Here is a 24,709-nt window from a genome sequence, read left to right as displayed (position 1 = left end):
GCCTGAAGGAGTGTTTTTGGTTTGCTACTTCTGCGTTGAATAAACTCATAAGGGAACAACCATTATGTCATTTATCCGCCTTGAATTAGCGTGCCAAAAACGCTCTGAGTAGATCAACTTCTTATACTGATTGGTATTAATCTCTCTTGGCTTTAAAGTATCTTTGCTTGCCAATAAAAAAGCCAGAAGAAAAATCTTCTGGCTTCATTCTAAGCTATTTCGGATACTTCCGTCTCAGCATTTTCGGCTTAATGCCTTAGCTTGTTCGGATGTATTCCATTATAGCTTTACGGCTTTATCCCTTCATGCTCTGCAGTAACAGCAATCTCTTGCTCAAGCGCTTCTTCTTCAGTTTCTGCATGGCCTTCAGCGCCGTGCATCCAATCGACAAGCTTGTCTGCCATGAAGTACAGGATGATGCCTGAAATAGCTGAAGTGATAGCGATACCAGCGAAGATTGCCATTGCGTTAGCAAGTTGCTCCTCTTTCTCGCCGCCATGTCCGATAAATGAACCGACTACGCCACCAACTTTGTTAGCGATAGCAACGAATAGGAACCATGCGCCCATCATTAGTGATGCGATACGCAGTGGAGCCAACTTAGTAACCATTGAAAGACCAATAGGAGATAAACAAAGTTCACCCATGGTATGGAAGAAGTATGCACCTACTAACCACCACATGCTTGATTTAGCATCAGCGTCGCCGCCCATCTCTAAAACAGCACCAATCATGAATAGGAAACCAATACCTAAAAGCACAAGACCTAAAGCAAACTTCACCGGAGAGTTAGGCTCATTCTTTCCTAAACGGATCCAGATAGAAGCGATAACAGGCGCAAAAATTACAATGAACATTGCGTTAAGCGACTGGAACCAAGTAGTTGGAACTTCCCAACCACCAATCATACGGTCAGTAAAGTCGTTAGTGAACAAGTTCATCAAGCCACCGGCTTGCTCAAAACCAGCCCAGAAGATAATAGTAAACAGACCCATAACCATAATCACTTTAATACGGTCACGTTCAATTTTTGTTAGTGGCTCTTTACGAACATCACCAGCCGCTTCATTCTTCTCTTTTTCTAGCTTGGCAGCTGGGTAGCGTCCAATATCACCTAAAAGTTTTTGCGCGAATATGAACTGGATGATAAGTGAAAGTACCATACCGATACCGGCACACAGGAAGCCCATTTGGAAGTTACCATCATAAGCTGCAACCACTGAACCTACGATAATACCTGAGAGGAATGCACCAACGTTAATACCCATATAGAAGATAGTGAACGCGCCGTCACGACGGTGGTCACCCTCTTCATACAAGTCACCAACCATGGTAGAGATGTTTGGCTTAAATAGACCATTACCAACAATTAGCGTGCCAAGACCAATGTAAAATACCATGGTTTCAGAACCAGGGATCCAGCTATGTGGTAGTGCTAGAATGAATTGACCCGCTGCCATTAAGGCACCACCGATCATAATTGCTTTACGTTGACCAAGGTATGCATCAGCTAACCAGCCACCAATAAGCGGGGTTAAATAAACAAGACCTGTAAAGGTACCGTAGAGCGATATTGCGTCACCCTGAGTCCAGCCTAAACCATGCCCACCTTCCGTTTGTACTTTATCTACAAGATATAACACCAAGATGGCGCGCATTGCATAATAACTAAACCGTTCCCATAGCTCTGTTGTAAACAACAGGAACAATCCCTTCGGATGCCCAAGCATCGTCCCCTGGGGTTTTACTCCGCTCATTTGTTCTTCCACCTTCAGCTTGTGATTGCCTGTGAGTCAATAAACACCACAGAAATATATTTTTATAAGTTGTCACGTACCAAATCTGCCGAATATACACATTAAAATGTTATTTTTAATGTGTATATGTAGCGGCTTTGGTCGCTCTGTTATGGGCTTATATTCTAATTTTTATTATTTGAAGCTAAAAATAGCGCCAAATGCGATAAAGCCTACCTTATATACCCTTTTAAGGTGGCTTAAGTCAATTTTAAGGGAGCGATTGCTGACTAAATGAGCACTATAAAGTTAAGCGCTTCATCATCTGTATAATTGCCAGCCAAGCATGGAGAACGATTTAAATTTGCATTGGTTCCTCGTTTGTTTTTTTGGTAAAATGCAATGCCGTGAAAGGACGTCACTATTTTTGATGATTGGAGTTAATTTTAATGAAAGCTTGGTATTTGTTATATTGTAAGCCCCGTGGCGAAGCTCGGGCTCAACAAAACTTGGCTCTTCAAGAGATTGAAACCTATATTCCAACATACCCCGAAGAAAAGAAGCATAACGGCAAGGTTACTGTTCGACGTGTATCTCTATTCCCAAGTTATCTTTTTATTCATTTTGACCCTCAAGTCACCAGTGTTTCTCGCGTACACAATACGCGTGGAGTTATCCGTATCGTAGGTTGTAAAGAGTTAATGACGCCAATAGATGAAGGTGTGATCGATGCTATTAAAGCACGTGAGCATAAGTGGATAAGTGAACTGTTGCCGGAAACGAGCACCAAAGAAGAGCGAGTTTCCCCCGTGCAATCCGGAGATAAAGTTAAATTCGTTGAAGGACCATTTGCTGAACTAGAAGGGATCTTTCAAGAGAAGAATGGCGAGAAGCGCTGTTATGTACTATTCGATATAATGGGCAAACAACAGCGGGTTTCTGTAGAACGTACTGCCGTTAAGCTCGCTGGCTGAGATTTATAGGTGTAGTCTAAACCCCATTTTACATGTAAGACATTCGCCATAGTTTCAGCTCAGGTTGTCAAACCTAGTGTTTTTTCCTTTGGTTCTGCTGGCAATTGGCGTAAGTCAGACATGTTCTGCTTTATGTTAAATCACTGCTGTAAATGCAGGTGTATAATTGATAGTCATCACAACGTAATAATTTTGTTAAGGTTTTTCCATGTCGGTAAGCTTAAGCTTGCCAATTCACTTGATACAAATCGAAGCCTTTGTTGGATTTTTACTTATTCACTAGTGACGAAACAATTGCGATATGGCGTTAAGGGTTTTTGACGAACGTCATAAAAGTAACGTAATGATTTTTTTTTAAGCATTTGGCAAGAGAATATAACAGAGTTACTGTTCTGACCACTTTGCTGATGTATAATCTCGCGCTTAAGATTAATTTGGAATGCCAAATAACAAGTTGTTTTTTTATTGTTAATGAAGTGCCCGTTCATGGGACTTGCTCTTAATTTTAGTCATTAAATAGCTATTGCTACTATCAGATATAGTGAATTTCCGCCAAGCGGAAGGGCAATTTGGAAGCCGTAATCCATGGGCGGTAGCGTGTCTGAACGCTAAGAAATACCTAGTGATTAGTTAGTTTGTCTGCTGCCTCTTACAAAGTTGGTCGTCATTTATGCCGTCAATTTGCTCATTTTAAGTTGGTCGTCATTTATGCCGTCGATTTGCTCATTTAAGTAGGTCAGCATTTATGCTGTCAATTTGCTCATTTTTAAGTAGGTCGGTATTTATGCCGTCAATCTGCTCATTTTAAGTAGGTCAGCATTTATGCTGTCAATTTGCTTTGCTAGTTTTCTAGCAAGCGAAGTGTTCCGTACTACGGAACTTTTGTGCCGTAAGGCCATAGTTTGTTCGTCCAAGATTTTATTGTCTTTGCTTTACCATAAGCGAAGCGTTTCGCAGCGACTAGATCACCTGGCGTAGGTCATTCGTCTCTGCTTTCACCCGGCTTTTTGCCTGCTTTTAATTTTTCGGAGATCACTGGTGCTTAACAAGACTAAAAAATTCATCCTGGCTGGCGCAACCGCTTTGCTGCTATTAAGCAGTCATGCTCAAGCTGCCATGCCATCTCCACAAATGATCGAGCAGTTTAAAAACTTACCAGCGTCAGAGCAGCAGCGTTTAGCTAAACAATATGGTATTGATCCATCAATGTTAGGTGGTAGTAGTGGCTCACAACAGCAGTTAGAAAACCCACAAGTGGTTAACTCTCGTGGTGAATATGATCGTAACGGAAACTTGATTCCAAACTCTAGCCAAAATCCGAACTTCTCAAATACCGCTAATAAAGAGAAAGAACTTACTTTTGAAGAAGACGCGGCTAAAACCGAACTGCAGCGATTTGGTTATGATCTGTTTGCTGGCGAGCCTACTACTTTTGCGCCCGTATCTGACGTGCCTGTTCCGAGTGAGTACCTAGTTGGTCCTGGAGATAACATTAAGGTTCAGCTTTATGGCAAAGATAACAAAGAATATGACTTAGTCATCAACCGCGAAGGTGTCATTCAGTTTCCAGAGCTTGGACCGATTAATGTATCAGGGCTAAGTTTTAGCGAGTTGAGATCATCATTGTCACAACGCATTAAAAAGCAGATGATTGGTATCGAGTCCAATATCACCATGGGCGAGCTTCGCTCTATCCGTATTTTTGTCGCTGGTGATGCTTATAAGCCAGGGTCATATACGGTTTCAAGTCTTTCGACAATCACTCAAGCATTATTTGTTGCTGGTGGTGTCAATGAGATTGGTTCACTACGTAATATTCAAGTGAAGCGCAATGGTAAGTTAGTTGGTGCAATGGACTTGTATGACCTTTTACTGCGAGGTGACGCATCGGGTGATATTCGTCTACGCTCTGGTGATGTGGTATTTATCCCATCAGTTGGCGGTTTAGTGAGTGTGACTGGCGAAGTCAGACGTCCTGCCATTTATGAGCTTAAGAAACACGAAACCATGGCGCAGGTCATCGAAATGGCGGCTGGCGTTAAACCCGGTGCTTATCCAAAGCGCAGTAGTGTAGAGCGCTTTAACAAAAATAGCCTTAGAACCATTGTTAATGTCGACCTTACATCTGATGCCGGAAAACGCACTAAAGCGCTTGCTGGTGATGTGATTCGAGTCAAAAATGCGACTTCACAATACGAAGATGCACTCACCGTGGTTGGTGCGGTTGTTAGACCTGGAAAATACCAATGGTTTGAAGGACAAAAAGTTAGCGATCTTGTTCCCTCGATTTGGGGTGATTTAACGGTTTCTGCAGATTTAGAATATGCAGTCATTGTTAGAGAGGTAAATAAGCAAGGTGATATTCAGGTTTATCAGTTCTCACCATCTAAAGCGATTAACGGCAAAGTTGCTTCTCAAAACCTAACCCTTAAAGCAAGAGACAAAGTTATCTTCTTTAACTTTAGCGATATGGCGCAAAATCGTTATGAGCTGAATAAACTAGTTAAAGAGCGAGTAGAGAAGGTGCAGTCATTGGCTGGCGACTCACTTATCGGTAACGATCTGTTTAAGGCTGGTTTCTCTCAATTAAATCAACAGAAATTCGCTGACCGAGCAGAACTTGGCGGCGTTGCTATTAACAGTAAAGCTGAAGAAGATGAAAGCACGGCAATAAAAGGTGAAGTCAACAAAATGTTGGTAAACCTTTTTGAAGACAGAGATTTGATAAAGTTAAGCAGTGTGATGAACCGCGGTGAACTACTTTACCCGGTAATCATGAAATTAAACAGTCAAGGACGTGCGGGGACTGGCGTTCAAGCTGTTGCGGTTAATGGTAAGGTTAATAACCCGGGCATTTACCCTCTGGCAGTAAATGCGCGAGTACAAGATCTAGTGATTGCGGCAGGTGGCCTTGAAGAAGGGGCTTACACAACTCGCGCAGAACTAACCAGTACACATACAACTATCGATGGCTCTTCAATTAGTCACAAAAACATCGCATTAGATGTCGCTCTGCAAGGTGATATTTCACAGAACCTGTTGCTTAAAGGTCGCGATATTCTAACTGTGATGACTACGCCTGATTGGCAAGAAAATAAGTCAGTTGAAATTCGTGGTGAAGTGAAGTTTCCGGGCACTTATAATATTCGTCGTGGAGAGACACTGGGCGACGTGCTTACTCGAGCGGGTGGCTTTACCGAATATGCATACTTACCTTCAACCGTTTTTGTGCGGGAATCTGTGCGTCAACAAGAACAGCTAGAGATTAAAAAGCTTGCTGACCAACTTCGTCGTGATATTGCAACGCGTGGTGTATCGAAAGACGGCAACGTTGTAAATTATAGCGATGCTCAGATGATGCTTACTGATCTGGAGACTATCGAAGCCGTAGGTCGATTAGTGGTTGATCTCTCAGCAATTTCAGTTGGTATCAGTCAAGCAGATCTTCAGTTAGAGGATAAAGATGTATTGTACATCCCGTCAACTAAGCAAACCATTGCTGTAATGGGCGAAGTACAACATGCTGCAACGCATAGATTCAAAGATGGTCAAACTGTGGACCAATACCTAGCAATGTCAGGTGGCGCACGAGAGCGTGCTGATGATGATAGAACTTATATCATTAAAGCCGATGGTTCGGTGATGTTGCCTAACCGCTCAATGTGGTTTAGCAGTGAGTCAAGCTTACAACCAGGCGATACGATTATTGTGCCACTTGATACAGAGTACAAAGACAACCTAACACTCTGGACCCAAGTCACCAGCATCATATACAACACAGCAGTCGCATTCGCTACAGTCGCAAACTTATAAAGCTAAGGCGAACGCCGCTAGCGGCTACGGAACGGACTGCGTCCTTACGGATAACAGCAGAATCGCTCTTTCTGTAAACGAAGTGTTCAGTCAGTGAGCTTGCGAACGTTCCGTCAACCGTAAGCTTTAGCGTTCTCAAAGGCTTTATCCGTAAGCGTAGCGTTCCTTCTAAAAACCAAGGATGGTTATGAAATTTCAAACGTTAGAAGTCTGGCAACTTAGCTATCAAATCTCATGTTCTATCTATTTAGAAACAAAAGGACTGCGAGATTGGGGCTTCAAAGATCAAATAACCCGTTCAGGCCTCTCTGTTCCTTCAAACATAGCAGAGGGAATTGAACGTCAAGGTGCAAAAGAGCAAGTGCAGTTTTTGTATATTGCCAAAGCATCGCTAGCCGAAGTTATGACACAGGCGATGATAGGTAAAGATATAGGCTATCTAGAAACTAAATTCGTGGATGAGCTTTTAGTAAAAGCTGAAAGAATCTCAGCGATGCTTGCTGGATTGATTAAAAGCATAAAAGCCCGTAATCAATAGTCTTTGTTTGATGCTTTTACCGTAAGAGAGCCTGCGAACGTTCTGTCCACGGTAAGCAAAGCGTTCCGTAGGTCGAAGACCGTTCACTTCTTAACTTAATATCTTTTTCCGTAAGCGAAGCGTTCTGTAAGAGAGCTTGAGAGCGTTCCGCCAACCGTATTCAAAAACTTAAATAATGAGATAAGTTTTAAATGTCGAATGAAATAAATAAATATACACAGGATCAACAGTTCCCTCAAACAGCACAGGACGACGAAATCGACCTCCGCGAACTCTTCTCCGTCATTTGGCAAGAAAAATGGCTAATCATCGCCATCACAGCTGTTTTTGCTATTGGTTCTGTAATATTTGCATTATCGCAACCGAATACTTATAAGTCCGAAGCGCTATTAGCACCAGCAAGTGAAGAGCAAGGCGGCGGCTTAAGTGCTTTAGCTGGTCAGTTTGGTGGTCTAGCGAGTATGGCTGGAATTAACCTCGGTGGTGGTAGCGTTGATTCATCACAAATGGCCATTGAGGTGATGAGGTCTCGTCAATTTGCTAGCCAATATATTAAAAAGCACAAGATACTACCGGATTTAATGGCGGTAGAAAGATGGAATCAAGTCGATAATTCGTTAACATACGATACTGAGTTATATGATGCGGATTCAAATAAATGGGTGCGTGAAGTTAAAGCTCCTTTCAAACCTGAGCCTTCTATGCAAGAAGCATATAAAGAGTTTATTAAGGCTGTATCAGTAAGTTCGGCTAAAGATACAGGAATGGTCACTGTATCAGTTGAGCACTTATCACCTGCAATAGCGCAACAATGGGTAAGTTGGCTCATCGAAGATATTAACAAAGTTATGAAAGAGCGAGATGTTACAGAAGCTAATCGCAGTAGTGAGTTTTTGGAAACTCAAATAGCTAAAACCAACGTAGCTGACATTCGTACAATCCTTTACCAGCTTATTGAAGAGCAAACCAAAACTATCATGTTTGCTGAAGTACGCGACGAATATGTATTTAAAACGATTGATCCAGCTTTAGTTCCTGAAGAAAAAGCAGGCCCTAAGCGTGCGTTGATTTGCGTATTAGGTACTATGCTTGGCGGCATTTTAGCAGTTATGATTGTTTTAATACGACATTTTGTCAGAAAGGACAATTAGTCGACATAGTTTTTATAGGCTGCTTTATATGAAATAAAGAGCAGAAAAACAGTGAAAGCCAAATCTTACATGGGTCTGCGGCATATTGACTGTCTTTAAGTGGATTAAAAGTGTCTCAGCTTGATTCTCCAAGCTGAGGTTGGATAGTGTGGTTATTCAATTTACAATGTCTAAATTGAACTTGTTCTTAGGCAAGTAATACATCTTGGAAATATAAAAATGAAAATCTTAGTCACAGGCGGAGCTGGTTTTATTGGCTCAGCAGTAGTACGTCATGTCATCAATAATACACAAGATAGTGTAATCAATGTCGATAAATTAACCTACGCGGGTAATCTAGAGTCGTTAGCAAGTATTGATTCTAGTGAACGCTATGTTTTTGAACAAGTTGATATTTGTGACCGTGTTGAATTAGACAGAGTTTTCACAAATTGTAGACCTGACGTCGTAATGCATTTAGCCGCTGAGTCACATGTTGATCGTTCTATCACGGGGCCTGCTGATTTCATACAGACAAATATCGTAGGCACATATACGCTTCTTGAAGCGACACGAGCATATTGGAACACATTATCTGAAAATGCTAAGAAAGCATTTCGTTTCCATCATATATCTACCGATGAAGTCTATGGTGATTTACCGCATCCTGACGATATTGAAGGTGGAAAAGAGTCTTCAGCGGATAAAGAGTTACCGTTATTTACCGAAACAACATCATACGAGCCATCTAGCCCTTACTCTGCATCTAAGGCAAGTTCAGATCATTTAGTTCGTGCTTGGTTAAGAACTTATGGATTACCAACGATAGTAACCAACTGTTCAAATAATTATGGCCCTTACCACTTTCCCGAAAAACTGATTCCACTGGTTATTTTAAATGCATTAGAGGGAAAGCCTCTACCTATTTACGGCAAAGGCGATCAAATTCGCGATTGGTTATATGTAGAAGACCACGCAAGGGCACTTTATAAAGTGGTGACTGAGGGGATTGTTGGCGAAACGTACAATATCGGCGGTCATAACGAAAAGCAAAACTTAGAAGTTGTCCAGACTATTTGTGAAATTTTAGACTCTTTAGTTCCAAAGAAAACTCTCTACAAAGAGCAAATAACTTATGTAACCGATAGACCTGGCCATGACAGACGCTATGCGATTGATTCAAGTAAAATGCAGCTTGAGCTCGGTTGGACACCTGTAGAAACATTTGAAACTGGTCTTAAAAAGGCTGTCGAATGGTATTTGAGTAATCAAGAGTGGTGTCAACACGTACAAGATGGCAGTTATCAGCGAGAGCGTCTAGGTGTAGAGTCACTGGTTACGAAGGGAGAAGCGTAAATGAAAGGTATTGTATTGGCCGGTGGCAGTGGAACTCGTTTATACCCATTGACTAGAGGTGTGTCAAAGCAACTTCTCCCTATTTATGATAAGCCAATGGTTTTTTATCCCATCTCCACTTTAATGCTGGCTGGTATCAAAGATATATTAATCATAACAACCCCTGAAGATAATGCGGGCTTTCAACGTTTATTGGGGGACGGATCTGATTTTGGTATAAACCTTGAGTACGCTATTCAACCAAGTCCAGATGGTTTAGCACAAGCGTTTATCATTGGTGAAGAGTTTATTAGTGATGATAGCGTTTGTTTGGTGCTTGGGGATAATATTTTCTATGGTCAATCTTTTTCAAACACATTAAAAAATGCTGCTTCACGTAAATACGGAGCAACTGTTTTTGGCTACCAAGTGAAAGACCCTGAGCGTTTCGGTGTGGTTGAGTTCGATGAAGACATGAAAGCTTTATCGATTGAAGAGAAACCTGACTTTCCAAAATCTAACTATGCAGTTACAGGTCTTTATTTCTACGATAATCGAGTTGTTGAAATGGCTAAGCGAGTTCAACCTTCGGATCGTGGTGAACTTGAAATTACCACTTTGAATGAAATGTATCTTAATGATGGCTCATTAAACGTCGAGTTATTAGGTCGTGGCTTCGCTTGGTTAGATACAGGAACTCATGAAAGCCTTCATGAAGCCTCTTCTTTTGTTCAAACCATTGAGAATGTTCAAGGCCTGAAGGTTGCCTGTCTTGAAGAAATTGCATGGCGTAATGGTTGGTTGAGTGAAGAGCAGGTGCTAACACTTGCTAAGCCAATGATGAAGAATGAATACGGTCAGTATTTGGATCGTTTAGTAAATGAAAATCAGAGAAAGGCTGTAAGTTAATGCGAGTATTAGTTACAGGGTGTAATGGACAAGTTGGCTGTAGCCTTAAAGAGCAATTAGCTAAGAACCCTAATACTGAAGTATTAGCGCTTGATAGAGATAACCTTGATATTACTAGTCAAGAAGCCGTTAATGCTGCTGTTACCGAGTTTCAGCCTACGATCATTATTAATGCTGCAGCGTATACCGCAGTTGATAAAGCAGAAGAGGAAATAGGGCTTTCTTATGCCATTAACCGCGATGGACCGAAATATTTAGCACAAGCAGCGCAAAACGTGAAGGCTGCAATACTCCATATATCAACAGACTATGTGTTTGAAGGTAATAAAGTTGGTGAGTATGCAGAAACTGATAGGACAAATCCGCAAGGAGTTTATGGCGCAAGTAAGTTGGCGGGTGAAATTGCTGTAGCAGAAGCGTGTGATAAACATATCATTCTTCGAACAGCTTGGGTCTTTGGTGAAAATGGCAGTAACTTTGTAAAAACTATGCTGCGCATCGGTGCGGCTCGTGATGCATTGAATATTGTTGGAGATCAGTTTGGTGGACCAACTTATGCCGGTGATATTGCTAATGTGTTAATCAAAATTGCTAATCGAATTGAAGAAGGCTGTATTTTTGAATATGGATTATATCATTTCTCGGGTTTACCTCATGTAAGCTGGTATGAGTTTGCAGAGACTATTTTTGAAGAGGCACTCGAGAAAGATATAATTAACAAAAAACCAACCCTTACTAGCATTACTACTGGACAGTACCCAACACCAGCAAAGCGCCCTTGTAACTCTCGTTTAAGGACTGAAAAAATTACCAATGTATTTTCAATTGAAGCAAGTGATTGGAAGACGGCACTAAATAATATTCAAGCATATACAGGATAAGAACATGAAAGTTATTACTACTCGTATTCCTGGCGTAAAAGTTATAGAACCAAGTGTGTTTGGAGACGAACGAGGTTTCTTTATGGAGACTTGGAATCAAAAGCAATTTGAGGAACTCGTTACGGGCAAGCCGACGCAATTTGTACAAGATAACCATTCAAGGTCTAAAAAAGGGATTTTGCGCGGCTTACATTACCAAACAGAAAATACTCAAGGAAAGTTAGTTCGCGTAGTTTCTGGAGAGGTATTTGATGTCGCTGTTGATATTCGTAAAAACTCACCTACTTTCGGTCAATGGGTAGGGGAATATCTTTCGGCAGAGAACAAACGTCAACTTTGGGTGCCAGAAGGGTTTATTCATGGCTTTCTTGTCATAAGTGATGAAGCTGAATTTGTATATAAATGTACCAATTACTATGATCCTAACTCAGAAGTTTCAGTTAAATGGAACGATGAAGATATAGGTATTGAATGGCCACTTGAAGAGTCACCGATATTGTCTCAAAAAGATATGGATGCAATATCATTTAAAGAGTTAAAGGATTGTAATGAATATTAAATTTATACAATTTCAAAGTCACGGAGACGATAGAGGCTCACTGGTTAGTCTAGAGCAGAATAAAAACATTCCGTTTGATATAAAACGCGTTTATTATTTATTTTCCACAAAGGAAGACGTAAGACGTGGGTTCCACGCTCATAAACAATTAAAACAATTAGCTATCGTGCTAAAAGGATCTTGCCGTTTCTTGCTGGATGATGGTACAGAGAAAATAGAGTTGCTATTAGATAACCCTGCTCAGGGCCTCTATATCGAATCATTTGTTTGGCGCGAAATGTTTGATTTTAGTAAAGACTGTGTGTTGATGGTGTTAGCTGATTCGGTGTATGACGAAAACGATTATATTCGTAACTATGACGAGTTTATGGGCATGGTAGAGAATGATTCATAAATTAACAGATGTTCAATCAATTAATATTGGTGTAAATACTAATGTTTGGCAATTTTGCGTCATTTTACCTTCGGCGGTAATAGGTTCAAATTGCAATATTTGCTCGCACTGTCTAATTGAGAACGAAGTAGTGATTGGCGATGATGTAACCATCAAAAGTGGCGTACAGGTTTGGGATGGAATAACAATAGAAGATAAAGTATTTATTGGACCCAATGTTACTTTTACAAATGATGAAAAACCGCGCTCAAAAGAATATCCAGATCTCTTCCTAAAGACCTACATTAAAAAGGGCGCATCTATAGGTGCAAATGCCACAATTCTACCAGGTATTACTATTGGTGAAGGTTCAATGGTTGGAGCTGGATCAGTGGTGACGAAAGATGTCAAGTCATTTAGCACTGTAGTAGGCAATCCAGCAAAAGAGATAAATAAATGATCCAATTTCTCGATTTAAAAAGCGTTAATAATCAATATTCAGACGAGCTAAAAGAAGCTTGTTCAAGAGTTATCGACTCCGGTTGGTACATTATGGGAAGTGAACTACAGGCGTTTGAATTAGAGTTTGCTCGTTTTTGTGGGACTAAAAGTAGTATTGGTGTTGCGAATGGTTTAGATGCACTTACTCTAACTTTGCGTGCTTGGTTAGAATTAGGAAAACTAAAAGAGGGTGATGAGGTCATTGTGCAAGCAAATACCTATATTGCTTCTATATTAGCGATTACAGAAAATAAATTGAAACCAGTATTAGTTGAGCCAGACATAGATACTTTTAATCTAACACCGGAGGGCATCAAAGCTGCATTAACATCTAAAACCAAGGTTATTTTACCAGTGCACCTTTACGGTCAAGTCTCACCAATGGTTGAGATTATGCAAATAGCAAAGGAAAACAACTTACTTGTATTAGAGGATTGTGCTCAATCGCATGGTGCAATGATAAATGGTAGAAAGTGCGGTTCATGGGGCGACGCAGGTGCATTTAGTTTTTATCCAGGAAAAAACCTCGGTGCATTAGGTGATGCAGGAGCTGTAACTACTAATGATGATGAGCTTAAAGAAGTGTTAACTGCACTGCGTAACTACGGTTCACATGAGAAATACAAAAATAAGTACAAAGGTACTAATAGCCGTTTAGATGAGATGCAAGCAGCTATGTTGCGCGTGAAGTTACGATATTTGGATATTGAAACAAAAGCTCGACAAAAAATCGCAAAAGCTTACTTAGGTGGCATAACTAACCCTCTAATTGATTTGCCTCTTGCTGGGGATGTGCATTCACATGTATGGCATCTTTTTGTCATTAAAACGGCTCAGCGAGAGAAGTTGGTTCAGTATTTAACTGAAAATGGAGTGCCTATAATGGTCCATTACCCCATTCCACCTCATAAGCAGGATGCCTATAAAGAGTGGAAGGACATGTCATTTCCAATAACTGAAAAGGTTCATAGTCAAGTATTAAGTATTCCAATTAACCCAATAGTAAATATAGAAGATATAAATTTTATAATTAAAACTTTAAATGACTATTAATGCATTATTTAGTAATGCGTTGCTTTAATAAAGCGGTTGTAGGCACCCATAATAAATGTGTAGGATATTGTGCTAGCCGTTTTATAGTTACCCGTTTTCCCTATGGTAAACCCTTCCTTTTCCTTTTGCTAACGTTAATGAGATAATTATGTGTGGTATTTTTATAAGTAATAACCCTTCAATAGATAAAGGTTCGTTAGCAATAATTGAAGATAGCCTAAGGTTTAGAGGTCCTGATTGTTCCTCTGGACTTGTGGTAAAGGATACTTGGAAAGCGTATCACTCACGACTTTCTATTATTGACATTAATTCTGGCGTTAATCAACCTGTTATTGATTGCGATGGAGGTATGCTTGTTTTTAATGGTGAGGTATTAAATTACAAAGAACTCGGTATTAAGTATTTCAATAAAGAATACTTTAGCGATACTCAATTACTTAGTGATTTAATCGTGAATAAGTTTTTTGTGCCGAGTGAGTTAGATGGTTTTTTTGCATTTGTTTATGTCGATTCTCATGGTGAATTGAAGCATGCTTGCAGGGACAGGTTTGGCGTAAAGCCACTTTTTTATTATCAGGATGGTGATACAATTAGCTTCTCTTCAGAGCCTAGTGTTTTTAAACGTTTGTTTAACCTATCGGTAAAAGATGAATCCATTGAAGAGTATTATGCTACGCGTGCCACAATTTTTTCAGGCTCTTTCTTTGAAGGTGTTAATAGCGTGGATCCAGGGTGCTGTTACGTTGATGGTACATATTTTAATTGTATAGAATTTCTACAAGGAAATTACACTTCTTATTCCAACAGTGAATTAGAAATACAATTAAAAAAAGGTATAGAAACCCGGATGGTGTCTGACGCGCCAGTTGGCTTATTGTTAAGTCGAGGCGTTGATAGCAATATAATTAAAGAACTTGGTACCTTTGAAAAGTATTATTCTATTGGTTTTGAAGGTGATGATGATATTGAGTATTTGAAAACTGAATCAATTAATAATTTAACTATAGTTGATTGTAAACCGCATGAATACTTGGAAAGTTTTCAATATTTACTCAATTTACGTGGCGAACCAATGTCTGTACCAAATGAGGTCTTATTGTATAGGATTTCAAAAGTAGCAGCTGATGATGGAATTAAAGTTTTACTATCCGGTGAAGGAGCCGATGAGTTTTTTGGTGGGTACGATAGAATATTTAAATGGGCTGCTATTACTAAAGAGTTTAATTTAGGTGAATTTCTACAACTGTATTGCTATAAGCCACCTAAAATAAATTCCATTCTATATAAACGCTTTGAATTACTTTTCGAAAACAACAGGCTAAAATCAACTTTCGAGATGGTAAGATGGTTTTTCATTCGTTACCATATGCCTATACTTTTTAGAAGATTAGATTTTGCGTTAATGGCTGCAGGCATTGAGGGAAGAGAGCCCATCGCCAATCACCATGTTTTTCAGGTGGCAATAAAGCAATGTGAAGATGATTTGATGGGAGACATTCTAGGAAAGTTAACCTTAAGAAATCTTATAGCAAAGTATAAAGGCCAACAATTCGCTTTTGAGAAAAAAGTTGGTTTTCCAGTTGACCTTACCAAAGTTTTCCCAAATCCAAATAATTTGTCTTCATATGACTTATGGTTTGAAAATAATTTAGAGGTATTAAAATGATTATAGGTTATACAAGTGGCGTTTATGATTTATTCCACGTAGGGCACGTTAATCTTTTAAGAAATGCAAAAGCAATGTGTGATAAGTTAGTTGTTGGTGTGACTATTGACGAATTAGTTTCGTACAAAGGTAAACAATCAGTAATTCCTTACCATGAGAGAATTGAAGTTGTTAGAGCTTGTAAGTATGTCGATGTAGCTATTCCTCAGAACAATATGGACAAAGCCGCTGCTGCACTTAAAAACCATGCAAGTTACCTATTTGTCGGTGACGATTGGTATGATACACCAAAATGGAAAGAGCATGAGAAGGAACTAAGTAACGTTGGTTGTAAAGTTGTATACTTTCCATATACGAAAGGGACTTCTAGTACATTAATCAATCAGACCCTTGTTGGGTTAAGAGAAGCTGAATCCGATGTTTAGATTAAAGCCGTCTTATAAATATTTAAAGGAAAAAATGCCTTTATTATACATGTTTTATAAATGGCTTTTTAGATTATGGAAAACAGTTAAATATTACTCGCTAATTAAGAAGTCAAAAAACCTTGATGAGCTTACGGTGGAAAGAATAAAAAATAATGAAAAACCCTTGAAAGTTTTGTTTTTCGTTATTCATGAATCAGTATGGAAGTTGGAAACAGTATATAAGAAAATGGAGTCTGATTCAGACTTTCATCCGATAATAGTTATTTGCCCTTATATCAATGCAGGTGAAGACACTATGAATCGTGACATGAATAAAGCTTTCACCTATTTTAATGACAATGGTTATAATGTAAAAAAAGCTATTGATGAAAATGGGGGGGTAATTAATCTTAAGCATGATTTGAAACCAGATATTATATTTTTTACAAATCCCCATGATTTAACATTCAAAGAGTTCCAGGCTGAAAATTATTTGGATGTATTGTCAATATATATACCTTATTCTCATCAAGTAAGTAAATATGATGATTATCAACCTCAATATAATCAGCTATTCCATAATTTGATGTGGAAAATATTTACAACTAATTCGCTAGACAAACAAATTTTTAAAAAATATTCAGAACGTAAAGGAGCTAATGTCATAGCTACAGGTTATCCTGGAATCGAGTACCTTTTAGAAAGTAATAGAGTGGTCAATGATGTATGGAAAAGACAAGGGAAAGTAAAGAAGAAAATTATATATGCTCCTCACCATACGATTGACGACAACTGCTCTTTGGGCTATTCAACGTTCCTAAAGTACTCTGCCGCCATGCTAGATTTTGTTGAGGAGTTCAGTGAAAGTGTGCAGTTTGCATTTAAACCGCATCCATTGCTTAGAGACAAATTAGCTAATGACAATGTTTGGGGAAAGGAAGCTACAGATAAGTATTTTGATTTTTGGCAGTCGCAAGAGAACACCCAACTAGAGGATGGTGAATATTTAGATCTATTTCTCCAGTCAGACGCCATTATCCATGATTCTGGATCATTTTTGGCTGAATACTTGTACGTAAATAAGCCCTGTTTATATTTACTCTCAAATGGGAAAGTGGCATTGCCGTATAATCCATTTGGGGTATTATGTTTGAAAGTTTATGATATATGTTATGAGAAATCCGAAATAGAATCATTTATTCTTACAGTTATAAATGGAAGTGACACTAGTGCATTAGCTCGTTCGAAGTTTATAAAGGAGCATTTGTTGACTTTTGAAGATGACTTAGTACCATCAGACTTAATATTAAAGCATCTTAGAAATGAATTGATAGCAAATAAAAATGTCTAATCTAAAAGTAGTAGCAATAAAAGGAGTTATATGGAGTTTATTCGATAAATTAATAAATCAAGTTGGTAACTTTGTATTACTAATTTATTTATCAAATATATTATCTCCTGCCGATTTTGGCATGATTGCAATGCTTGCTATTTTTCTTGCGATAGCGCAGTCTTTAATTGATAGTGGATTTTCACAGGCCTTAGTTCAAAAAAGTCATAAAGTAACAGAAATTGATTTATCTACAGTTTTCTATGTAAATCTTGGGGTATCAGTTCTGTTATATTGTCTTCTTTTTGTTCTGGCGCCAGCGATAGCCAATTTTTTTCATCAACCTGAACTAGTCGATTTATCTCGTGCTTTATTTATTGTAGTTATCATTAATGCTTTAGCACTGGTGCCTAGAGCAAAGCTAATGATAGCCGTTGACTTTAAAAGTCAAGGGCTAATTAATAGCGCTTCAATGATAATTAGTGCAGCAGTAACTATTTATATGATAAATGTTGGTTATGGTTATTGGTCTCTTGTCGCGATGAATTTAGTTAAATCATTGATAAGTGCTCTCCTATTAATGCTGTTTTCAAGGTGGAGGCCAAAATGGCTATTTTCAACTGAATCGTTTAGTAAGCTATTTTCTTTTGGTTCTAACTTACTGATTGCAGGTCTTTTAGCTACAACAGTGCAAAATCTTTACTCTATTCTAATTGGTCGTCATTTTAATGCTCTCCAATTAGGATATTTTCAACAAGGGTTCAATTACACCAATATATTATCGAGTACTTTGTCTTCAGTAGTGCAAGGTGTGACTTATCCGATAATGACGTCTATACAACAGGATGAAGAGCGTTTAGTTAAAGTTTATGTCAGGGTGATGAGCATTGTGACATTGGTTACGTTTCCTGTATTTGTCGGTTTTGCTGCTATATCTGAAGAGTTTGTAAAGATTTTTTTAGGTGATAAATGGATTCCAATTATTCCGATACTTTTCATATTGTCTTTTGCAAGATTAATTACACCTATCAGTTCGCTTAATTTAAATATATTAAATGCGAGAGGGCGATCAGACTTGTTTCTTAAGACTGATCTATGTAAATTACCAATGACTATTGTCGCTTTATTTATAGCAGCTCCTTATGGCATTGTTGCAGTTGCAGTATCACAGCTAATTATAGTTATTATATCGTTTTTTATTAATGCATATTACCCTGGGAAGTTATTTGGCTATGGAGCTATAGCACAATTACGTCAAATTTTGCCTATTGCACTGGCTACGCTAATTATGTATGCAGTAATCAATCAAATAAAATTGGATTCACTGTGGCTTCAACTGGTGCTAAAAATAGTACTGGGCATGTTTATTTATTGTGGTTCATGTTGGATTTTGAAAGTAAAAGCACTAGAAGATATTAAAGATATTATTCAGCGTAAATAAGTAAAAAGTGGTAGCAACTGGTTACTTGTATTTTGTGCTAGTAGAAATTTAATTTATTGTTAATTCTGGTTTTTAAACTTTGCCATGTCTGTATTGGCAACTTATAAAGCGAACTGCTAGCTTTTACGTTGATTCATACTTGTAATAATCGATTGCAATGTACTTGTTATAGTAAACGTATCATTGTTTATAACTCTTATTGTTATCTTTTTAGGTGTAATGATGAATTTAGCAAAAATATTGGACAGAGCTTTAGCTTCTGATAATTTATACGAAAAACTAAGGTTGAGTCGTTTGTACTGCCATTTAGTAACTGGTGGTAAGGAACTCATTTATGACGCTAATTTATTTGAGGCAAAAATTTCAACACACTTTTGTTCGCTGGTTAAAGATATTGCTATCGAAGAAAATGTAATATCAACAAACCATGTTTTGCATGTTATTAGTGAAGCATATTTGAGCGGTGGTCATACTAGGCTCTGCGAGAATATTGCGTCTATGGATGAAGTCACCCCTGATCTTTTAATTTCACGAGACGCAAGTGCATTGGTAATAAAGCGACTTCATAAGCACTTTGTAAATGTTTTCTTCTTAAACAATGATGATGAGTGTGAGAGGCTTGTAAATATATATTTAAAAGTTGTTAAGTATAAAAGTGTGGTTATACATATCCATCCAGATGATATTTTGACTACGATCGCATTGAATTTAGCAAAGATGATAGCACCAAATCTAAATGTGTATTTTATAAATCATGCTGACCATTTGTTTTCTTATGGGAAATCGGCCGCAGACTGTGTCTTTCAGATATCTTACAGAGGCTATGAAATTGACCGTTTGATTTCTGATAAAAATTATGAAAATAGTTTTTTGGGGATACCAGTTTCATTTAACAAAAATGATCTAATTTTGAAAGAAGGAAATAAGATACTTGTGGCGGGTGCGTCATATAAGATGAAGCCGTGGAAAAATATTAGTTTACCAAGAGAACTTATAGATTTTCTAAGGGTACATACATCTCATACTGTCAAGATTGTTGGTGTTGGCTATTTTGATTATTGGTGGTGGCACCTGAAACTGCTATTTCCTAAAAGAGTGAAAATATATAGCGAAATGAGTTATCCATTGTACATAAAAACTGTTAATGATAGTGATATTTGTATTGATACGGCTCCTATTACGGGGGGCACGGCTTTTGTGGAGATGTTTACCAAGTCTCTGTATCCAATAGCCTTAAAAAGTGGGATATATGGTTATACACCACTAGATCAAGTTAGAGTTAAAAATTTGACATCTAGTAAGGTTTATACAAAAGAAGATATAGCTAGAATTTATGGTGATGTTATATTAGTTCATTCGTTTGATAATGTAGCTAGACGCTATCAAGAAGGATTTAATCAAAACTATCAGGACATTCCTTCTGTCTTAACTCAATATGAAAACGATATGTCATTATTTATTAGATCTAACAAAGCAAAGCTGACTTCTTTAGTTTTTAAGGATATCTTGAAAATTAATAGCTACACTTTATCTGAAAAAATATCATTGTTGCTCTTTAAATTTGATTTGCTAGGTGCTTTTAGCAGAAAAATAGTACACTATATTAAGGCTAAGCTCATGTTGGTTAAAGGGTAGGTCGAAGTTATCTATATTGTTTTTTTGTCGTTACCCTCATCAACTATCTAGGCATAAAAATACGTCGGTAATAAGGTACGCCGAAATTGCTTAATATTTTTTATTACTGGTTTAAAAATGTTTATTATATCAAAAAATGAATTTTTCTCTAAATCTAACTCCATATTTTTAGCTCTATGTTTGTTGTTCATTATTATTGACACCGGTGGATGGTCAAACCTTAGGTTTGTAGGGCTTTCTGGAGTTTTAATGTTTTTTATATACTCATTAAAATCTCAAAACTTGAAGAACAAGAAAGCTCATTTCGTAATAGCTATGTTGTTGTTTGTTAGTGTCTTACCTGGTCTTATTTATCCTAGTTCTGAAAATCAAATATTTCAGTTAGGTGTGAGTCAAACATTACCCGTTTTTTTATATCCAGTTTTACTAATGCTTATTAATATCAATAGAGATACATATCAATATGTAGTTTCGACATTGACAAGAATATTTGCCTTGGTAATATTGTTGTTTTTCTTTAGTAGAGTTTTCGATATCGGACCTGCTAATAGTTTTGCGGCAGTTTTAGATGCTAAAAGAGAGGCCGGTTTTTTTGATTTTAAATCTAATTTGTTAGGGCAATATTTGCCAGTGGTTTACTTTAAGGCAACCTTGCTACTTGTTCCGCTCGGTCTCTACTGTTACATAACAAAATTTAAACTTTCTTTTTATCTTGCTTTGGCTGCACTATTTGTTGCTCCTTCAAGAACAGGCTTTTTAGTTTTATTGCTTTTTTATATTTTTATAAACTTCGTCGAGTTCAAAGTTTTTTTAAAGTTTATATTGATATCTATCTCTGTTTACTGCATATACTTAGTTAGCCAGTTTATAGCATTAGAAAGTTTTTTGATGGGCTTTCACGTTAGGTTAGAGCATCTACTTTCGTTATCAAATTTGTCTATCAATTACGAAAATTTACTACTAGGACAGGGTGCAGGAACTTTTTTCTACAGTACAGGGTTTAAGGAAATGACTGACGGAGTCGAGCTTTCTCAGTTGGAATATATTAGACGATATGGACTAATTAGTTTTCTTGTATTGTGCTTTGCGTGGGCTGCAGCCGGGTATACGAATAGAGAATGGAGGTTGCCCATCGTTGCTTTTTGGATTACAGCATTGTCTAACCCTGTTTTGGCTGTGTTTTTTTCTTTTACTTTATTAGCTATTATCAATTCGAAATCAAAATCACAGGTTGTAATAAATGGTTTGTCGAAACACTAAGGTTTGTGTTGGGGTTGTATGTTATGTTCCGGAATTTAACCTCTTGAATGAAATCGTTGGTTTTTTCAAGGGGCAAGATGTTGATGTGTTTTTATATTTTAATTCACAAGTGCCAGAACCGGAACTTATTTCAAATGCGGTGGACGCTGTTTTAGGTTCTGGTCAGAATGATGGTATTGCTAAAGCACATCAGGAACTTATTAGTTATGCAAATAACAATAACTATGAATATATCGTCATTAGTGATCAAGATACTAAATATCCGGATACTTACATATATGAAATGTTAAGCCTTTTTAACGAGTATGACGATATAGTGATTGGTTGTCCTGGCTGGCTTAACAATAATAAAAATGATGGGGAGCCAGAAAAGCAGTATTGTTTAAATGGCTCTAAAATGGTTCTTGAAACTCCTTATCACGGGCAGTTGTTATCACATGGAATTTCATCTGGAATGTTTGTATCTCTAAAAAAAATAGACGTTGCAAGTTTTATTGATGGAGAACTGTTTATAGATTGGGTTGATAATGATTTTTGCTGGAGTTTAATTAGTGAAGGCTATTCAATAAGATATAATAAAAACGTTATATTAAACCATTCTTTAGGTGATGCGGTAAAAAAATCAATCTTCTCTAATTTCACAACTAGATCTCCTTTTAGGGACTACTTTATCGTCAGAAATGCATTGTATATAATGCTTTATAAAAAATATAATTTAAAATGTAAACGTTACTTAATGATTAAGTTGGTAACTCACATAGTTTTTTCTCTAGTTTTTTCAAAGTCTTTTAAAACTTTCTTTAATCGTTTGTTTTTATTAAGCAAAGCACTTTATCACTCAGTTATTAGGAAAATGGGAAGGCTTAGTTAGTTATGTCTAAAAAAGTTTTGTTTATCTCAAACCATGCGGGTTTTTCAAAATTTAATGCGCCTTATATGGAAGCTTTGCATAAAGCTGGTTATATTGTTCATAATGCATCACCAGGAATAGAAACAGGTTATCACGATAAACAATATGATATGCCTATTTCACGTAGTCCAATTTCATTTGGAAATTTGGTTTCCTGGTTTAAATTAATTAAGGTAGCTCGAGAAGAGAAGTATGATCTTATTCACTGCCATACTCCGGTTGGAGGAGTCATCGGTCGGTTGTTAAAACCTTTTACAAGTAAGACTAAAGTTATTTACACTGCCCACGGCTTTCACTTTTTTCGCGGTTCTTCAATTTTTATGTGGGTAGCTTATTTTCCAATAGAGTATATTTTGTCTTACATCACAGATTGTTTAGTGACAATTAATGAAGAAGATTATCAGTTTGCTAACAAACAGCTTAAGTGTGATTCTGTTTTTAAAATAAATGGAGTTGGTGTAAATCTTGACCGCTTTCGTCCAGTTGAATCGGTTCGCAAAAATTACCGTAGTAAGCTGAATTTCAACAACGATGATTTTGTATTGGTATATGCAGCACAGTTTATTAGTAGGAAGAATCATCGATTTCTCCTAGATTGCGTCGCCAATTTTAAAGGAACGGATAAACTAAAGTTACTCCTTGTAGGGGATGGACCGCTACTTAACGATATAAGGTCCTTATGTACAGAGTTAAGGGTAAATGAAAGGGTTCATTTTGCGGGATATGTGACAAACATTGAAGATTATTATTCCTGTGCTGATGCTTTGGTCTCATGTAGTAACCAAGAAGGGTTCGGCTTAAACTTGGTTGAGGGGCTCGCTGCTGGGTTACCTTACTTAGCATCTGATGTTAGGGGACACCGTGATATACATAATCAAACGCCTAGTAACTTATTATTTAAATTAGGTGATGCTGATGACTTTGATTCTAAATTGGAACTACTGATTAATACATCGTCTTCTATCAATAAACCAGTTGAGTCTTGTATGTTGGATGCTCGAAAGTTTAAGGTTAGCTACTCAGTTGACATGATGATGTCAATTTATTCAAGGTTTCTGAGATGAGTTTAAAAGACTGGAGCAGTTTTGGTTTGTTAATTTTATTAAGTTTGTTAAATTTTTTAGGGTGAGATTTGGTGCATAAAATAGCTGTTGTAGGGACTGTCGGAATTCCAGCATGTTATGGCGGGTTTGAATCTTTAGTTGAAAATTTGACTAAGTATTCTACTAATGAAATAGAGTATGAGGTCTTTTGTTCCAGTAAATCCTATTCTCATAAATTGTCTGGATATAACGGTGCTAAATTAAGTTATTTACCATTAAGTGCGAATGGTATTCAAAGTGTACCGTACGATATTCTGGCTCTTGTACACTGTATATTTAAGAAGCCTGATGTTACGCTCATTCTTGGTGTATCGGGTTGTATGTTTCTTCCTTTTTATAGGTTAGTCTCTAGATCTAAAATAGTTACTAATATCGATGGTTTGGAATGGCGTCGGGACAAATGGGGGAAGTGGGCTAAAAGATTTTTGAAGTTTTCTGAGTCAATGGCTGTAAAGTACTCTGATATTATTATAACTGACAATAAGGCTATCGGAGATTATGTAGATGCTGAGTATTCAAAGCATAATGTCGTTATTGCCTATGGCGGTGATCATGCAATCATTGAAGGTGTAGAAGTAGAACCTGAACAGGATTACTTTCTTTCACTCTGTCGTATTGAGCCTGAAAATAATGTAGAGATGATTTTGACTGCATTTTCTAAAGGTGAACATAAACTAAAGTTTATCGGCAACTGGAACTCGAGTGAATTTGGTCGAGAATTGAAAGCGAAATTTGCTGATTTTACCAATATTAATATTATCGATCCCGTATATGATTTGGAACAGCTTTTTAAACTGCGAAGTGAGTGCAAAGGGTATGTACATGGTCACTCAGCTGGAGGGACTAACCCTTCTCTTGTAGAAGCAATGCACTTTGGAAAACCAATTTTTGCATTTGATTGTAATTTTAATCGCTATAGCACAGAAGAAAAGGCTGTTTATTTCGCCTCGTCAACTGAACTCCTTAGTGAACTCTCAGGTCGGAGTCGGGAGCAGTTATCAAATGTATCAAAAAGCATGAAAGAGATTGCTGTTAAACGATATACGTGGGAAGTAATAAGTAAAATGTATGAAATGAGCTATCGGTAAGTATTAATCATTAAATTCTTGTTTTTTGATTGCCGACTATATGTATTTTATAGTGGGTTAGGAAGCT

General features: G+C 37.5%; 21 protein-coding genes. 20 read left to right on the top strand and 1 reads right to left on the bottom strand.

Annotated features, from left to right (window positions below; genetic code table 11):
* Positions 1–287 precede the first annotated feature (287 nt).
* Positions 288–1,757 carry a peptide MFS transporter gene (locus AB4135_RS10650; protein ID WP_371992700.1) on the bottom strand — a complete coding sequence of 490 codons (1,470 nt, stop codon included), beginning with the start codon at positions 1,755–1,757 and terminating at the stop codon, positions 288–290.
* A 428-nt stretch (positions 1,758–2,185) separates the two neighbouring features.
* Here AB4135_RS10650 and rfaH point away from each other — a divergent pair, with 428 nt between their 5' ends.
* From rfaH to AB4135_RS10550, 20 genes are all read left to right on the top strand, one after another.
* A complete protein-coding gene (gene rfaH / locus AB4135_RS10645; protein WP_371992698.1) occupies positions 2,186–2,710 on the top strand; it encodes a transcription/translation regulatory transformer protein RfaH in 525 nt (174 codons plus the stop codon).
* Between the two features lie 1,038 nt (positions 2,711–3,748).
* A complete protein-coding gene (locus AB4135_RS10640; protein WP_371992696.1) occupies positions 3,749–6,523 on the top strand; it encodes an SLBB domain-containing protein in 2,775 nt (924 codons plus the stop codon).
* A gap of 187 nt (positions 6,524–6,710) precedes the next feature.
* A complete protein-coding gene (locus tag AB4135_RS10635; protein ID WP_371992694.1) occupies positions 6,711–7,061 on the top strand; it encodes a four helix bundle protein in 351 nt (116 codons plus the stop codon).
* A 191-nt stretch (positions 7,062–7,252) separates the two neighbouring features.
* The gene (locus AB4135_RS10630; protein WP_371992692.1) at positions 7,253–8,212 is read left to right on the top strand and encodes a Wzz/FepE/Etk N-terminal domain-containing protein; all 960 of its coding nucleotides are present in this window, start codon (positions 7,253–7,255) and stop codon (positions 8,210–8,212) included.
* A gap of 219 nt (positions 8,213–8,431) precedes the next feature.
* On the top strand, positions 8,432–9,547 hold the full coding sequence (gene rfbB / locus AB4135_RS10625) for a dTDP-glucose 4,6-dehydratase (protein ID WP_371992690.1): 1,116 nt from the start codon (positions 8,432–8,434) through the stop codon (positions 9,545–9,547).
* Positions 9,548–10,435, top strand: a complete 888-nt coding sequence (gene rfbA / locus AB4135_RS10620; RefSeq protein WP_371992688.1) for a glucose-1-phosphate thymidylyltransferase RfbA — start codon at positions 9,548–9,550, stop codon at positions 10,433–10,435.
* Complete coding sequence (gene rfbD, locus AB4135_RS10615; protein ID WP_371992686.1) at positions 10,435–11,316, top strand: dTDP-4-dehydrorhamnose reductase; 882 nt, start codon at positions 10,435–10,437, stop codon at positions 11,314–11,316. Before rfbA ends, rfbD begins: the two co-directional genes overlap by 1 nt.
* 4 nt (positions 11,317–11,320) lie before the next feature.
* The gene (gene rfbC, locus AB4135_RS10610) at positions 11,321–11,875 is read left to right on the top strand and encodes a dTDP-4-dehydrorhamnose 3,5-epimerase (RefSeq protein WP_371992684.1); all 555 of its coding nucleotides are present in this window, start codon (positions 11,321–11,323) and stop codon (positions 11,873–11,875) included.
* Complete coding sequence (locus tag AB4135_RS10605) at positions 11,865–12,269, top strand: FdtA/QdtA family cupin domain-containing protein (RefSeq protein ID WP_371992682.1); 405 nt, start codon at positions 11,865–11,867, stop codon at positions 12,267–12,269. The genes rfbC and AB4135_RS10605 overlap by 11 nt, the downstream gene beginning before the upstream one ends.
* Entirely contained in the window at positions 12,259–12,708 is a 450-nt protein-coding gene (locus AB4135_RS10600) for an acyltransferase (RefSeq protein ID WP_371992680.1), read from the top strand. Before AB4135_RS10605 ends, AB4135_RS10600 begins: the two co-directional genes overlap by 11 nt.
* The gene (locus AB4135_RS10595; RefSeq protein WP_371992678.1) at positions 12,705–13,802 is read left to right on the top strand and encodes a DegT/DnrJ/EryC1/StrS family aminotransferase; all 1,098 of its coding nucleotides are present in this window, start codon (positions 12,705–12,707) and stop codon (positions 13,800–13,802) included. The genes AB4135_RS10600 and AB4135_RS10595 overlap by 4 nt, the downstream gene beginning before the upstream one ends.
* A 148-nt stretch (positions 13,803–13,950) precedes the next feature.
* Complete coding sequence (locus AB4135_RS10590; RefSeq protein ID WP_371992677.1) at positions 13,951–15,468, top strand: asparagine synthetase B; 1,518 nt, start codon at positions 13,951–13,953, stop codon at positions 15,466–15,468.
* Entirely contained in the window at positions 15,465–15,893 is a 429-nt protein-coding gene (locus tag AB4135_RS10585) for an adenylyltransferase/cytidyltransferase family protein (protein WP_371992675.1), read from the top strand. Before AB4135_RS10590 ends, AB4135_RS10585 begins: the two co-directional genes overlap by 4 nt.
* Entirely contained in the window at positions 15,886–17,226 is a 1,341-nt protein-coding gene (locus tag AB4135_RS10580; protein WP_371992673.1) for a CDP-glycerol glycerophosphotransferase family protein, read from the top strand. Before AB4135_RS10585 ends, AB4135_RS10580 begins: the two co-directional genes overlap by 8 nt.
* On the top strand, positions 17,219–18,646 hold the full coding sequence (locus AB4135_RS10575; protein ID WP_371992671.1) for a lipopolysaccharide biosynthesis protein: 1,428 nt from the start codon (positions 17,219–17,221) through the stop codon (positions 18,644–18,646). The genes AB4135_RS10580 and AB4135_RS10575 overlap by 8 nt, the downstream gene beginning before the upstream one ends.
* A gap of 222 nt (positions 18,647–18,868) precedes the next feature.
* Entirely contained in the window at positions 18,869–20,281 is a 1,413-nt protein-coding gene (locus AB4135_RS10570) for a hypothetical protein (RefSeq protein WP_371992670.1), read from the top strand.
* Positions 20,282–20,398: 117 nt separating this feature from the next.
* Positions 20,399–21,541 (top strand): hypothetical protein, encoded by a 1,143-nt coding sequence (locus AB4135_RS10565; RefSeq protein WP_371992669.1) that lies wholly within the window; start codon positions 20,399–20,401, stop codon positions 21,539–21,541.
* A 43-nt stretch (positions 21,542–21,584) separates the two neighbouring features.
* Positions 21,585–22,412 carry a glycosyltransferase gene (locus AB4135_RS10560; RefSeq protein ID WP_371992667.1) on the top strand — a complete coding sequence of 276 codons (828 nt, stop codon included), beginning with the start codon at positions 21,585–21,587 and terminating at the stop codon, positions 22,410–22,412.
* A 2-nt stretch (positions 22,413–22,414) separates the two neighbouring features.
* Complete coding sequence (locus tag AB4135_RS10555; RefSeq protein ID WP_371992665.1) at positions 22,415–23,515, top strand: glycosyltransferase family 4 protein; 1,101 nt, start codon at positions 22,415–22,417, stop codon at positions 23,513–23,515.
* A 71-nt stretch (positions 23,516–23,586) separates the two neighbouring features.
* Positions 23,587–24,642 carry a DUF1972 domain-containing protein gene (locus AB4135_RS10550; RefSeq protein ID WP_371992663.1) on the top strand — a complete coding sequence of 352 codons (1,056 nt, stop codon included), beginning with the start codon at positions 23,587–23,589 and terminating at the stop codon, positions 24,640–24,642.
* Positions 24,643–24,709 lie beyond the last annotated feature (67 nt).

This window comes from Shewanella sp. 10N.286.54.B9 (assembly GCF_041468565.1).
Taxonomy (GTDB): Bacteria; Pseudomonadota; Gammaproteobacteria; order Enterobacterales; family Shewanellaceae; genus Shewanella.
Note: the sequence above shows the minus strand (reverse complement) of the source record. Positions and strands in the feature narration are given on the sequence as shown.

Bases quoted from the DNA above. Each gene is read 5' to 3' on its own strand.
- AB4135_RS10650 (WP_371992700.1), bottom strand. From the start codon at position 1,757: ATGAGCGGAGTAAAACCCCAGGGGACGATGCTTGGGCATCCGAAGGGA.
- rfaH (WP_371992698.1), top strand. From the start codon at position 2,186: ATGAAAGCTTGGTATTTGTTATATTGTAAGCCCCGTGGCGAAGCTCGG.
- AB4135_RS10635 (WP_371992694.1), top strand. From the start codon at position 6,711: ATGAAATTTCAAACGTTAGAAGTCTGGCAACTTAGCTATCAAATCTCA.
- AB4135_RS10630 (WP_371992692.1), top strand. From the start codon at position 7,253: ATGTCGAATGAAATAAATAAATATACACAGGATCAACAGTTCCCTCAA.
- rfbB (WP_371992690.1), top strand. From the start codon at position 8,432: ATGAAAATCTTAGTCACAGGCGGAGCTGGTTTTATTGGCTCAGCAGTA.
- rfbA (WP_371992688.1), top strand. From the start codon at position 9,548: ATGAAAGGTATTGTATTGGCCGGTGGCAGTGGAACTCGTTTATACCCA.
- rfbD (WP_371992686.1), top strand. From the start codon at position 10,435: ATGCGAGTATTAGTTACAGGGTGTAATGGACAAGTTGGCTGTAGCCTT.
- rfbC (WP_371992684.1), top strand. From the start codon at position 11,321: ATGAAAGTTATTACTACTCGTATTCCTGGCGTAAAAGTTATAGAACCA.
- AB4135_RS10605 (WP_371992682.1), top strand. From the start codon at position 11,865: ATGAATATTAAATTTATACAATTTCAAAGTCACGGAGACGATAGAGGC.
- AB4135_RS10600 (WP_371992680.1), top strand. From the start codon at position 12,259: ATGATTCATAAATTAACAGATGTTCAATCAATTAATATTGGTGTAAAT.
- AB4135_RS10595 (WP_371992678.1), top strand. From the start codon at position 12,705: ATGATCCAATTTCTCGATTTAAAAAGCGTTAATAATCAATATTCAGAC.
- AB4135_RS10590 (WP_371992677.1), top strand. From the start codon at position 13,951: ATGTGTGGTATTTTTATAAGTAATAACCCTTCAATAGATAAAGGTTCG.
- AB4135_RS10585 (WP_371992675.1), top strand. From the start codon at position 15,465: ATGATTATAGGTTATACAAGTGGCGTTTATGATTTATTCCACGTAGGG.
- AB4135_RS10580 (WP_371992673.1), top strand. From the start codon at position 15,886: ATGTTTAGATTAAAGCCGTCTTATAAATATTTAAAGGAAAAAATGCCT.
- AB4135_RS10575 (WP_371992671.1), top strand. From the start codon at position 17,219: ATGTCTAATCTAAAAGTAGTAGCAATAAAAGGAGTTATATGGAGTTTA.
- AB4135_RS10570 (WP_371992670.1), top strand. From the start codon at position 18,869: ATGAATTTAGCAAAAATATTGGACAGAGCTTTAGCTTCTGATAATTTA.
- AB4135_RS10565 (WP_371992669.1), top strand. From the start codon at position 20,399: ATGTTTATTATATCAAAAAATGAATTTTTCTCTAAATCTAACTCCATA.
- AB4135_RS10555 (WP_371992665.1), top strand. From the start codon at position 22,415: ATGTCTAAAAAAGTTTTGTTTATCTCAAACCATGCGGGTTTTTCAAAA.